The sequence below is a fragment of the Natrarchaeobaculum sulfurireducens genome, from assembly GCF_003430825.1.
GTDB classification, from domain to species: domain Archaea; phylum Halobacteriota; class Halobacteria; order Halobacteriales; family Natrialbaceae; genus Natrarchaeobaculum; species Natrarchaeobaculum sulfurireducens.
Genome location: NZ_CP024047.1, coordinates 2,704,938 through 2,717,188, shown reverse-complemented (window position 1 = coordinate 2,717,188; position 12,251 = coordinate 2,704,938). Strand labels below are relative to the sequence as shown.

The 12,251-nt window shown below is 61.8% G+C and carries 14 protein-coding genes and 1 tRNA gene; 12 read left to right on the top strand and 3 right to left on the bottom strand.

Going from position 1 to position 12,251, the window contains the following annotated elements; genetic code table 11:
* Positions 1 to 35 precede the first annotated feature (35 nt).
* Positions 36 to 1,106: an alpha/beta hydrolase gene (locus AArc1_RS14400; protein WP_117365024.1), complete on the top strand. Its 1,071-nt coding sequence runs from the start codon at positions 36 to 38 to the stop codon at positions 1,104 to 1,106.
* A 31-nt stretch (positions 1,107 to 1,137) separates the two neighbouring features.
* Here AArc1_RS14400 and dph5 read toward each other — a convergent pair whose 3' ends face one another.
* The gene (dph5, locus tag AArc1_RS14395; RefSeq protein WP_117365023.1) at positions 1,138 to 1,926 is read right to left on the bottom strand and encodes a diphthine synthase; all 789 of its coding nucleotides are present in this window, start codon (positions 1,924 to 1,926) and stop codon (positions 1,138 to 1,140) included.
* A 477-nt stretch (positions 1,927 to 2,403) separates the two neighbouring features.
* On the opposite strand from dph5, the gene AArc1_RS14390 reads away from it, so the two are divergent.
* The 4 genes from AArc1_RS14390 to AArc1_RS14375 all read left to right on the top strand — a co-directional run bounded on the left by AArc1_RS14390 (position 2,404) and on the right by AArc1_RS14375 (position 5,936).
* Positions 2,404 to 3,084, top strand: coding sequence for a metal-dependent transcriptional regulator (locus AArc1_RS14390; protein WP_117365022.1), 681 nt, complete (start codon positions 2,404 to 2,406; stop codon positions 3,082 to 3,084).
* Between the two features lie 64 nt (positions 3,085 to 3,148).
* Positions 3,149 to 4,153 (top strand): metal ABC transporter substrate-binding protein, encoded by a 1,005-nt coding sequence (locus AArc1_RS14385; RefSeq protein WP_117365021.1) that lies wholly within the window; start codon positions 3,149 to 3,151, stop codon positions 4,151 to 4,153.
* A 63-nt stretch (positions 4,154 to 4,216) separates the two neighbouring features.
* Positions 4,217 to 4,969 carry a metal ABC transporter ATP-binding protein gene (locus tag AArc1_RS14380; protein WP_117365020.1) on the top strand — a complete coding sequence of 251 codons (753 nt, stop codon included), beginning with the start codon at positions 4,217 to 4,219 and terminating at the stop codon, positions 4,967 to 4,969.
* A gap of 1 nt (position 4,970) precedes the next feature.
* Positions 4,971 to 5,936 carry a metal ABC transporter permease gene (locus AArc1_RS14375; RefSeq protein ID WP_117365914.1) on the top strand — a complete coding sequence of 322 codons (966 nt, stop codon included), beginning with the start codon at positions 4,971 to 4,973 and terminating at the stop codon, positions 5,934 to 5,936.
* A 319-nt stretch (positions 5,937 to 6,255) separates the two neighbouring features.
* On the opposite strand, the gene AArc1_RS14370 is transcribed toward AArc1_RS14375, so the two are convergent.
* Both AArc1_RS14370 and AArc1_RS14365 read right to left on the bottom strand, forming a co-directional pair.
* Positions 6,256 to 6,990, bottom strand: a complete 735-nt coding sequence (locus tag AArc1_RS14370; protein WP_117365019.1) for a YIP1 family protein — start codon at positions 6,988 to 6,990, stop codon at positions 6,256 to 6,258.
* Between the two features lie 86 nt (positions 6,991 to 7,076).
* Complete coding sequence (locus AArc1_RS14365) at positions 7,077 to 7,496, bottom strand: Rieske (2Fe-2S) protein (protein WP_117365018.1); 420 nt, start codon at positions 7,494 to 7,496, stop codon at positions 7,077 to 7,079.
* Between the two features lie 147 nt (positions 7,497 to 7,643).
* On the opposite strand from AArc1_RS14365, the gene AArc1_RS14360 reads away from it, so the two are divergent.
* The 7 genes from AArc1_RS14360 to AArc1_RS14340 all read left to right on the top strand — a co-directional run bounded on the left by AArc1_RS14360 (position 7,644) and on the right by AArc1_RS14340 (position 12,250).
* A complete protein-coding gene (locus tag AArc1_RS14360) occupies positions 7,644 to 8,675 on the top strand; it encodes a class I SAM-dependent methyltransferase (protein ID WP_117365017.1) in 1,032 nt (343 codons plus the stop codon).
* 100 nt (positions 8,676 to 8,775) lie between these two features.
* Positions 8,776 to 8,849 (top strand) — tRNA-Thr (locus AArc1_RS14355).
* Between the two features lie 114 nt (positions 8,850 to 8,963).
* Positions 8,964 to 9,191, top strand: a complete 228-nt coding sequence (locus AArc1_RS14350; RefSeq protein ID WP_117365016.1) for a hypothetical protein — start codon at positions 8,964 to 8,966, stop codon at positions 9,189 to 9,191.
* Positions 9,188 to 9,337, top strand: coding sequence for a hypothetical protein (locus AArc1_RS19135; RefSeq protein WP_186336608.1), 150 nt, complete (start codon positions 9,188 to 9,190; stop codon positions 9,335 to 9,337). Before AArc1_RS14350 ends, AArc1_RS19135 begins: the two co-directional genes overlap by 4 nt.
* On the top strand, positions 9,330 to 9,482 hold the full coding sequence (locus AArc1_RS18775; protein WP_154670858.1) for a hypothetical protein: 153 nt from the start codon (positions 9,330 to 9,332) through the stop codon (positions 9,480 to 9,482). Before AArc1_RS19135 ends, AArc1_RS18775 begins: the two co-directional genes overlap by 8 nt.
* Positions 9,475 to 9,951, top strand: coding sequence for a hypothetical protein (locus AArc1_RS14345; RefSeq protein WP_117365015.1), 477 nt, complete (start codon positions 9,475 to 9,477; stop codon positions 9,949 to 9,951). The genes AArc1_RS18775 and AArc1_RS14345 overlap by 8 nt, the downstream gene beginning before the upstream one ends.
* A gap of 187 nt (positions 9,952 to 10,138) precedes the next feature.
* The gene (locus AArc1_RS14340) at positions 10,139 to 12,250 is read left to right on the top strand and encodes a minichromosome maintenance protein MCM (protein WP_117365913.1); all 2,112 of its coding nucleotides are present in this window, start codon (positions 10,139 to 10,141) and stop codon (positions 12,248 to 12,250) included.
* Position 12,251 lies beyond the last annotated feature (1 nt).

Below are 12,251 nucleotides of genomic sequence, written 5' to 3'. Positions count from 1 at the left end.
TGATAGTTATCACGCCCGCCGTGGTACGGCGGGCTATGTCTCGAACTGATACGCCGAATGGCGTCGACTCCCGAACCGTCGCGACCGACCGCCTCGAGACGCACGTCCTCGAGTCGGGTGCGCCGGACGCAGGCGGGACCGTCGTCTTTCTCCACGGGAACGTCTCGTCCTCACGGTTTTACGACCATGTTCTGGCCACCCTCCCAGACCGGTACCGGGCGATCGCCCCGGACTTACGCGGATACGGCGACTCGGAGACGAAACCGATCGACGCGACGAACGGGGTCGAAGAGTTTACGGGTGACCTCCGGGCACTGCTCGCGACGCTCGAGGTCGACGATCCGATCACGCTCGTCGGCTGGTCGCTCGGCGGCGGCGTCGCGATGCAGTATGCGCTCGAGCATCCTCAGTCGGTCGAGAGTCTCGTGCTCGTCAACCCCGTCTCGCCGTACGGCTTCGGGGGGACGAACGATCTCGAGGGGACACCCTGTTTCGACGACTACGCTGGTTCAGGCGGTGGCACCGGTGACGACGAGTTCGTCGACGCCCTGGCCGATCGCGACCGGAGCGAGGGAGGGGAGGCCTCTCCCCGAAAGGTTCTGCGGACGTTCTACGTCGCCCCGTCACACGGGTTCGACGAGGACCGAGAGGAGTCGTATCTAACGGGACTGCTCGATACGACGACCGGTGACGAGAACTACCCAGGAGCGGCAATCGAGAGCGAGAACTGGCCGGGTATCGCTCCGGGTGAGATGGGGGTCAACAACGCGATCTCGCCGAAATACTTCGACGTCTCGTCGATCACCGAAATCGATCCCGACCAGAAACCCCGCATTCTGTGGCTCCGTGGCGACGCCGACCAGATCGTCTCGAACGAGTCGTTGTTCGACCTCGGGACGCTCGGCCAGATGGGACAGGTTCCCGGCTGGCCCGGCGAGGACGTCTTCCCCCCACAGCCGATGGTCGATCAGACACGAGCCGTCCTCGAGATCTACGAGGACCGCGGTGGGACGGTCGAGGAGGCCGTCTTCGCTAACGTCGGTCACTCGCCACACATCGAGGTGCCGGGTGACTTCCGCGAGCGGGTCGAAGGCGTCCTCGAGTGAAGATCGTTCGATCCGGCGTGAAATGGCGAGTTCAGGTGACGTCGAGCACGTCCCGCTCGACGCCCGCCAGTTCGACCAGCGCGTCGGCTTCGAGCAGATGACACTCGCCGGGGATCACGAGCAGGTGGAGCGGCTCCCCGAACTCGCGGTCGGCGAGGTCGATTATCGTCCCGGCCTCGACGAGCGGGTCGGGACTCCCCGCACGGGCGACGACGACCCCGACGAGCTCGGGGTATTCCTCGGCGAGCAGTTCGGCACCGACGTCGGCGGTCATGTACTCGTCTTCGTCGGTGCGCTCGTGGCCGACTTTTATATCGAGGTAAACGACCGTGTGGAGTCCGTCGGCGCGGTTGGCGTCGATGGTGTCGGTGACGCTCGCCGGGAGCCCGTCGGCCCCGTGTGCGTACGGGAACGGCAACGTCGTCGCTTTGCCGAAACGATAGTTCTGGAGGCCAGTCAGCGCGCTCGTGGCCGTCTGGGCGGTGACGCCATGGACAACGCGAGTCTCGATCCCACGGTCGTGAGCGCGTAGCCGGAGGTCGACGTGGGTCGTCGAGATCATGGTATCGCCCGCGGTGAGGAAGGCGACGTCCTCGTCTTCGGCGGCCTCGAGGATGTCTTCGGGATGCTGTTCGACGCCCGCGCGGTCGCGAACCTCGATCTCGACGTCGTGGTAGGACTCGAGGTCTGGTATCGTCGTGCCGATGAGCCTGCTGGTGTAGAATTCGGCGTAGGCGCGGTCGGCGTTGCGGAGTGCCGCCTGGCCCTCGACGGTGATCGAGCGCTCGTCGTAGAGCCCGAGGCCGATGAATGTGAGCATAGCGGCCCTAGCGGCAGTGCGTGCTATAACGTTTCGAGTTATGTTCTCGCCTGCTCTCCGGTCTCGGCTATCTTCGAAGCCGCCTTGGCGACCGTCAATCGTCGTTTTCCGTGGTGAACCACTGAAACGTCGACCCTGTAGACGGTTCGGACCGCCTCGGATGTCAGCACCTCCGGTGGTTAACGACGTGGCTCTCACCGTGTGGAGCAACACGATCCGACCGCAGTATCGGGGACGAGGCGTGGGCCGTGGAAAACGGGGACAGTCGGTCACTGCGTGGCCAATAAATCCAGCTGTTACAATTTCTCACTACCGCGACCTTGCCTGGGTAATATCTTCGAGCGTTCGAACTCGATCGTGTGGTCTCGAGCGCCGTTTCGATTTATTGTGTGAGCCGTCCGGAGCTGATTTAGAGTATGCTAAACATGTGGTTAGTAAGAAAAAAGTTATTGAGTACACTCGGAAAGATGGTCACCAATGGAGCTTAGTCCGGTTGCAGAGGACTACCTCAAATCGATCTACCAGCTCGAGACTGCGGATGGACGGCCGGTTCGGACTGTCGATCTCAGTGAGGAAGTCGGAGTAACGTCGCCGACGGTCTCGAGTATGATCGACACACTCGACGAGCGAGGACTCGTCGATTACACGCCCTACAAGGGTGTCAGACTGACCGAACGCGGAGAAACTGTCGTGCTTCGACTCGTCAGAAATCACCGACTGCTCGAGACCTTCCTCATGGAGTCTCTCGAGTACTCTTGGTCCGAGGTTCACGACGAAGCCGACCGACTCGAACACCACGTCAGTGAGACGTTCGTCTCGCGACTCGAGACGTTTCTCGGTGAGCCACGGGTGGATCCACACGGCGATCCGATTCCGGACGTGGAGTTACGAATGCCGGAGGAGGATCTGTTCACACCTCTCACAGAGTTCGAAATCGGTAGCGTGGTGACCGTTGAACAGGTCCCACACCGCGACCCGGACGTTCGTGAGTTCCTCTCGAGTCGTGATATCGGACCGGGAACCCGTCTGACCGTCGACGCGGTCTCTTCAGTTGGGCTGATAACTGTTGAGCCCTCGCTCGGAGACGACTCGATCGCGTTGCCGACCCACGTCGCACGCCGCATCGGTGCCCGGCTGACCGACCCACCGCAGGATTAGGGTAGACTAATCTAATGAGTAGCGTAAGCAAATTATAAATATGGCTTGCGGGAAAGGGGAACTGATGGCAACCGAGCGAACGAGTGAAAGCGGTTCACGCGTCGTCTCTCGCCGAGGCTTTACGGCACTCGGTGGGAGTGCACTGATGGCTGGATTGGCAGGCTGTTTCGGAGACGACCCGCAGGACGATACTGAAGATGATCCTACCGGTGATACCGGAGGCGACGCGGAGTACACCATCTTCGCGTCGATGCCTGCCGTCTGGGACTTCGTGCGCCAGGTCGCCGGCGACCACATGGAGGCGATCGACCTGGTCCCAATCGGCGAACACGGCCACGACTGGACGCCCGAACCCGGGATGGTCGAGGAACTCGATATCGCAGCTGGCTTCGTCTATCTCCGGGACTTCGCGAGCTGGCAGGACGACGCCGCCGACCAGCTCGAAGAGCGCGACGACGTTGTCGTGATCGAAGCGACTGAAGGGATTGAATTCTTCGACAGCCCCGCAGAGGACAACGACGAGCACTTCTGGATGGATCCTGTCGAGTGCCAACAGGGAGTCCTGAATATCGCCGAGGGTCTCGCCGAAATCGATTCCGCCAACGCCGACGACTACGAGGCAAACGCCGACGCGTTCAACGACGAACTCGAGGCGCTCAACGACGATATCCACGACATCGTCGACCGGGCGGAACTCGAGGATATCGTCGTTGCTACGCACGATTCGTTCCAGTGGTGGAATCGTCGATACGACATCAACGTCCATTCCCCGGTCGGGACCTCGCCCGACGACGCCGCTTCAGCGGGTGATGTCGAAGAGATCGAGACGCTAATCGAAGACATCGGGATCGAACACGTTTGTTACGATGTCGGCGAACCCGCCCCGCTCGCGGAGTCACTTGCGGACGAGGTGGACGCCGAGATCCTCCCGTTGTCGCCGGTCGAGACTCAGATAGACGGCAGTCCGGAGGTCGATCCGACCGTCGAGATGGAGTCCGACTGGGGGTACGTCGAGCACTTCCGAGAGATCAACCTCCCGACGCTCGAAACGGCGCTTCGGGTGGAGTGACCGTGGTTTGTTACAGGAATCGCCGGTGACACTAACACATTCAAAGCCGCAACGAACGCTCCTATGACCCATGCAATCAACGTCGAAGCCGTCACCTTCGCATACGATGACCGACCGGTGTTACGGGACGTCACCATGTCGATCGATCCAGGCGAGTTTGTCGGCCTGATCGGACCGAACGGCTCGGGCAAGACGACGCTGCTCAAGATCATGCTCGGCCTACAGACGCCAGACGATGGCCGCGTCGAACTGTTCGGGACGCCCGCGAGGAAATTCACTGACGGGACCCGGCTGGGATACGTCTCACAGCAGTCGACCGAAGCCGAGACGATGATGCCCGTCACCGTCCGAGAGGTCGTGACGATGGGACGGTATCCCCACGCCGGAATCCATCGGCTGAGCGACGACGACCACGCAATCGTCGATGAGTCCCTCGAGAAAGTCGGCATCTCTGAGCTGGCCGACCGGCGGATCAACCGTCTCTCGGGTGGACAGCGACAACGGACGTACATCGCCCGGGCGCTCGCCTCGGAAGCCGACTTGCTGGCGCTCGACGAACCAACCGTCGGTGTCGATACCGAGTCGGTCGATCAGTTCTATGACCTGCTCAACGAACTCAATCGCGACGGCATTACGATCGTCCTCATCGAACACGACATCGGCGTTGTTATCGATCACGCCGATACGATCGCGTGTCTCGACTGTGAGCTATACGAACACTGTGAGACGGCACAGTTCCTCGAGACGGATGCGTTAGACCGCGCGTTCAGTTCGACTCGAGGGGTTGGAACAGCGGCGAGTGCCGGTGGGGACTGAGATGACTGTCGGAACGAACACCTCGAGACGACAGCTTGCTGCGCTTGCGGTTGGCATCCCGCTCGTTCTCCTCGCGTTCGCTAGCTTTGTAATCTGGATCTTTCCGCCGCTGTTCGAGCGGTTCTGGGGGACGGCGTGTTCGGCAACCGACACGTGGCTCGTCTGTAGTGGCTTCCTCCAGCGGGGGTTCACCGCGGGCGTTCTCATTGGGATCACTGCGCCGATCGTCGGAACCTATCTCGTTAACCGACAGATGGCGCTGATCGGCGAAGCGCTGGCCCACACGGCATTTGGCGGCGTCGCGATCGGGTTGTTCGTCGGCGCAGCCGTGCCCCGATTCGACTACCCGCTCCTGTTCGCGCTCGTCGTCGCGGCCATCGCCGCACTCGGTATGCAGTACATCGCCGTCAAGACTGACGGCTACGCCGACATCCCGATCGCGATCATGCTCACGGGCGGGTTTGCCGTCGGTATCGCCGTCATCTCCTACGGCGTCGTTTTCAGCGCGACCGTCGAGAGCTACCTGTTTGGAGACATCCTGTTCGTTCCCTTCGAGAACGTCCAGCTCATGGTGGCGCTTACGATGCTTGTCGGCCTGACCGTCGCGCTCACCCACAAACAGCTCCTGTTCATCACCTTCGACCGCGAGGCCGCCCGTCTTGCCCGGATCAACGTGTGGTTCTACGATACGTTGTTGATCGTGTTGACGGCGCTCGTCGTCGTCGCGGCGATGCAGATCCTCGGAGCGATCCTGGTCGCCGGGATGCTCGTTATTCCCGTCGCCGCGGCGATGCAGCTGACGACTGGTTTCAATCGCGGGCTGATCCTCTCCGTCGTGCTCGGACAGGTCGCGGTCTTCGGCGGGATCATCCTCTCGTACTACTGGAACGTCGCAACCGGTGCGATGATCATCCTCGTCGCGATCGCCCTCTACATCTGGTCCGTACTGGGCAAGCCGATCTGGTAGTTCTCGAGCGACGATCTCCTGTCCAATCTATCGAACGGCATCGGTCGATGCCTGGGCTCAGAGTTAGCCCTGTCTAAAAATAAAGATGGAGATGGAAATCTTTACTGTGTTCGATGGAGTGGATAAAATCGCACCCCGATGCGACGGGGTGTCGAATCGTTCACGTTCCACCAGCGAACGTCGATCCACCAGGTGAGTTCCTGTTCGAGAGTTCGTGGTCAGACTCTCACGGTCACCCGATCGTCGTCTCGGTGGCGACAAGCCAGCGCCCACCGATGGACGACGTCTCCAGTAGCGTACTCGTCGGATACCAGAACGATCACGCCAGCCCCAGGAGCGTAAAGAGTCCGAGCGGGACGCCGACGGCGACTGCAGCCACCGCTCGAGAGAGGTCCGCGTCGGCGCGGAGCCCACCCGTCAGCAGGTGCCACTGCCAGGCGACCGTCACGAGCGATGCGACCAGCAAGACGGGTTCGATGGGTGCTATCGCCGCCTCGATCACGGCCTCGAGCCGGTCCAGGTCGGAGACTGTGACGTCTTCGAGGACGAGCCAGATAGCACCGATCCCGATCGTGAGTCGGACGAACTCCGGGACGGTCGCCCAGCCGGCCAGTGACAGTGTCCCGGCGAACGAGGGCGACCCGCCGGCGAGTCTGGCGGCCCCGTACAGCGCCACGCCGGCGACGAGCCAGATCACGACCGGGACGACCGGCGCGAGCCAGAGGTAATCGTTCACGGTGTCTTGAATCAGGGCGCCCGCATCGCGCTCTATGGTTTCGGGTTCGTTGCAGTTCTCGGCGATCGGCGAGTCGGAGTCGCCCGCATGGTGGTCGCAGATCTGGCCCGGTGGACGATCGGGATTGTCCATCGTCACCGTCGCGTCGACCGTGCCAGCGAGGATCGATCCGATGAGAGCCATCGCGACGGCGAGGGCAATGGCGAACGCGACGACTAGTCCAATCGCGACCGGGAGCGTTTCGGCCGGCGGCCGCTCGTCGAAAAACGACGCTGGCGAGAAGATGAGCTGTCGGAGGAGGCGAACGGCGGTGACCATCGGCTTCGATTTCGCCTCAATCCGACAAATGTTTTTATACTATCAGGGGCGGCAGGAAACGTAGCGGTTGCCCGGGCGAGTGGTGCTCAAAACGAGATGTGCGACGTCGAGGACGGTCCGTCGTCGTCCTCGTCGCCGGTGATCTCGCCGTCGTGAAGGTACGACACTGCGGCGTCGGTCAGATAGACGACGCCGTTGTCGACGTCGATTTCAACAGAGCGGAGCGTCGTCCCCGCGGCCGCACCGTTATCGCAGTAGCCCGAACAGCTATCCAACGTCGAGCCGTGTCGGGGACAGACGATCTCGCCGTCTCGGACCGTCGCCCCGTGGCCCGTATCGAGCCGCTGGTTCTGGTGCGTACAACGGTTCACCCATGCCTCGACACCGCCTTCGCAGGGGACGAGCAGCACCTCCGTCGACTCGCCGTACTCGTTTCTGACGGTGAACAGCCACGACCGTTCGTCACGGACTCGCTCGACGGTCGTGAGTCGATGCCGGACAGTCATTTCCGACCTCTACGTTCGCGGCTCCCAAACGGTTTTCGTCCGCCCCCGAGCGACCAATAGTTCGACCCGCCTCGTCGAACCCACTCGAGGTGGACGCCCGGCCGTAGAAAACGTCAGCGTTACGGCGGCCCGTGGGCGAGTAGCCGTATGGACGTGCCGTGTGTTCGGGTCGATCGTGAGGCCGGTGAAACGACGCGTCGCGAACTGGCGGACGCGGATCTGATCGCCGACGAGTACGAGATCACCGTCGAGGACGGCTCGCTGTACATCCCCATCGTCGACGCTGACGCCGTTTCCACCGACCTCGAGGTGGTCGACCGAGTAGCCCCCACCCGCGAGACCCAGACGAGGCCGGCCGACATCCTCGGCTACAAACCCTCCTACGAGCGCCTGGGTGAGGCCGCGTTGCTCGACGAAGACGACGACGAGCGCGCCCGCGAGATCGCCGACGCGATCGTCGCGTCGGACCTGCCGCTCGAGACGGTGTTGAACAAGGCCTCGAAGATCAAAGGCGAAACGCGGGTGCGCGACTGGGAGGTCCTTGCCGGCGAGGACACCGAAGTGGTCCACCGCGAGTACGGCTGTGAGTTCGCCCTCGACCTCGCCGAGGTGTACTTCTCGCCGCGGCTGGCGACCGAACGCCATCGCGTTGCCGAGCAGGTGGGGAAGAGACGACACAGCGTCGACGACGAGCGCGGGAACGGCCCGCAAGGTGAATCCGAGCACGTGTTCGACATGTTTGCCGGGGTCGGCCCGTTCGTCGTCCCGTTTGCCACACGCGGAGCCGAGTGCGTCGGCGTCGACGTCAACGAGACCGCGATCGAGTATCTCCGGGAGAACGCACTGAGAAACGGTGTCGAGGACCGAATCACTGCCATCCACGACGACGTTCGCGAGGTCGCACCGGCGTATGAGGGCTGGGCCGACCGCATCGTCATGAACCTCCCACACAGCGCCGACGACTTCCTCGAGTCGGCGGTAACGATCGCCAGCGACGACTGCGTGATCCACTACTACGACATCCAGCACGAAGACGACCCCTTCGGCCCGGGCGAGCGAGCGATTCGCGAGGCTGCCGACCCCGAGTACGCGGTCTGCGTCGAGACCCAGCGTGTCGTTCGATCGTACGCACCCCACGAACTGAACGTCTGTCTCGACGTTCGCCTCGAGCGGCCGTAGCTTCGAGCCAGCGGTGCGCGATCCGTTCGCACGAGCGTAACGATTCGCAACCCTTATGCCCGATATCACTCCTACAGTTAGATGCACATAGCAGTGATGTGCCGGTGTAGCTCAGACTGGCAGAGCGAATCCTTCGTAAGGATTAGGTCGAGGGTTCAAATCCCTCCACCGGCTTAAATCCTTAGGTTCAAAGCTTCTACCTGCAGGATTCGGTACTTCGGATACTTTTGACCTCTCCGTAAATTCGGACCTCAGGTTCAAAGCCGCGACTTCCGGGGGTGTTGCGGCATGACGACCGGGTACGTCGTCAACCTCGAAAACGGCCACGACGGCTACTGTATCGAGAGTCTCGTCGGCGTTACGTTCTGTGGCGAGACGTTCGATCCCACCACCGACGAGCGGGAAGTTTACGCGATCGATCGTAGCGAAGACCACCCGCACACGTACCTCTGTTTCGACTGCTCGAGGGCGAACGCTCGCCACGTCCGCGGTGCAGCCCGAGGTGAGATGGCATGAGTTCCGCGACCGACGGGTTCGGCCCGTTCTGCGGTGCTCTCGGCTGTACGAACGGTGCTGACGTCGTGATCCGCCATCCCGAGCACGGCCGACGGACGGTCTGTGACGAGTGTGCTGACGGCTACGAGGTGATCGCCGATGTCTAATTCGGACGCCGAAGAGGCGGTTCTGATCGCCCAACAGGCACTCGGCAGGTGTGTGTTCCTCGAGCAAGAAGTTCGAGAAATTCGAGAAGAGACGAACGAACTCAGAAAAGCAGTCGATCGTCTTGAGGGTGATCTCGATGAGTGACGCCCCTGAGGTCAGCCCAGAAGACGCACTCCAGGTCGCCCAGCGTGCGATGAATCGGTGTTCAAATCTCGAGAGTCTCGTCGACGACCTCCAGGAGGAGAACCTGGAGCTCGCTAACCGAGTCACGTCACTCGAACTCCGTTACCAAGATCTCGACGAAGGCCGTTCCTACGACGATCTCGATCGGGACGGTCGCGTCGGTCGTGTCCGTGAACACGCCTTTCAGAGGGCGGTCAACGGCCACGGGAGAGCTGCACTTGATTACAATGACGTGATGTGGAGTGTCTTCGACGGTGAGCCCAGCGCCGACTACTGTTACAAACTGATGCGACTCGCTGCAGAGGCGCCTGGATTCGATTATCACAACCCGGACGGGAAGGGGAAGCAACTCACCGTAGACGCAAACGAGGCGAGAACGGGAGCCGCGTTTTCGTCCGCGAAGAAAACGGATTCGTCGGGGGTGCTCTGAGGATGCGTTTGTTCCACCGCGGGATTCCACCTCCAGAAAGTAGGGTGTAGTCCAGTGCAAGTGTAGTAGTGTAAATAAGTGTCCGTTAGCTGTGAGTACGCCGAATCCGACGCCGTCCGACGCCGTCGTTCAACGTCACGAAGGCTCGATTCGGTTTTATTCGCAGACGAAAACCGCGACCGATCCAATGTCACAACCCCAACCGCAAACCGAACCGCTCGTTGATCGCCTCTCGACGAAATTCTATCGTCGATACTACAAAGAGGACATCCAGCAACTCGCCCAACGCTACCCCAACGAACAACGCTCTCTCGAGGTCGACTGGGCGGACGTCTACAAGTTCGATCCGAACGTCGCCGATGACGTCCTCGAGAATCCCGAACAGATGCGTCGGTATTTCGAGGAAGCACTCCGGCTGTTCGACCTCGCGATCGACATCTCGCTCGGGAACGCACACGTACGTATCTACAACCTCCCCGAGGAGTACACGCACTACCCAGGCGAGTTCTCCCCATCCGAACATCTCGGTGCCTACCGGTCGATCCGCGGGGAGATCACGAAGACCTCAGACGTCTACCCGAAGATCGAGGAAGCGGCGTTCGAGTGTAAGCTCTGTGGGACGCTCACCCGCGTTCCCCAATCGGACGGCCACTTCCAGGAGCCCCACGAGTGCCAGGGCTGTGAGCGACAAGGCCCCTTCCAGGTCAACTTCGACCAGTCGGAGTTCGTCGACGCACAGAAACTCCGCATCAAGGTCCCGCCGGAGCTCGCCGACGGCGCCGGCCAGAAGATCGACGCCTACGTCGAAGACGACATCGCCGGTGACGTCACCGTGGGCGATCGCGTCCGCGTGTCGGGGATCATCCGATTCGAGCAAGAGAGCAAGGGCTCACAAAAGCAGCCGAAGTTCGACGAGTACCTCGAGGGCTACCACATCGAGATCGAGCACACCGAACAACAGGACCTCGATGTCACCGCCGAGGAACGCCGTCGGATCACGGCCCTCGCGAACGGTGAAGAGGGCGACCCGTTCGACGTCGCGGTCCAGTCACTCTCACAGAAGGTGTTCGGATACGAGGTCGAAAAGAAGGCGCTGATCCTGTCGATGGTCTCGGGCCAGCAGATCGAGTACGCTGACGGCGACACCGATCGGGCGAACGTCCACGTCCTCCTGATTGGCGACCCCGGAACCGGGAAGTCGAAGCTCATCGATCGCTGCGAAGACGTCGGTTGGCGAACGGTCGGCGTCTCATCGCGACGAGCGTCCGGACCTGGACTCACAGTGACGGCCGAACAGGACGACTTCGGTGATGGTGACTGGTCGCTCAAAGCCGGTGCCCTAGTCCGCGGGAACGGCGGTACGGTCTGCATCGACGAACTCGACGACATGGACCCCGACACGCGGTCGTTCCTCCTCGAGCCGATGTCGAAGCAGAAGATCAACGTCGAGATCGCCGGCGAACACGCGACGTTCCGAACGGAGGCGTCAGTGATGGCCGCAGGGAACCCCGAGCATGGCCGGTTCAACCCGTACGAGCCGATCGCCGAACAGTTCGACTTCCGCTCGGATCTGCTCTCTCGGTTCGACCTCATCTTCACCGTCCAGGACGAGCCAGACGCCGACGACGATCTCGAGCTGGCCGATCACATCCTGGACGTTCGTGACGACGCAAAGCGAGATGCCGATAACAACCACGACGAACGCCCAGCCGACGCGGCGGCCGATGACCCGATCGTCGACGCTGACCTGTTCCGCAAGTGGATCGCGCTCGCGAAACAACGACCGAACCCGCCGTTCGAGAGTCCCGAGGTGAAAGCCCAGCTTCGGGATAGCTTCCTCGAGATTCGCCGACTGTACGACGTCAGAGACAACTCACCGATCCCGGTGACGATGCGCGACCTCGAGGCACTGGCTCGGATCGCCGAGGCGGCGGCGAAGTTCGAGCTCTCCGACGTGATCACCGAGCGCCACGCCCGTATCGCGACCGAACTCGCCGGGCGGTCGATGCAGGACGTCGGCAAGAACGAAGATGGCGAGTACGATGCCGACATCGTCGAGGTCGGCCAGTCGAAGAGTCAGAAAGACCGGATCAACTCACTCGCCACCGCGATCAACGATCTCGAGAGCGAGCACTCCTACGATAACGGCGTCCCGCGGGAGACAGTGATCAAGCGCGTCGAAGAGATGGGGGGCAGCTGGAGCAGCGAACGACTACACTCGGACATGGACAAGATGCTCGAGGACGGCGTCGCGATCCAACCGAAGACAGACCACATCCGTTACCTGGGGAGGGCCTGAT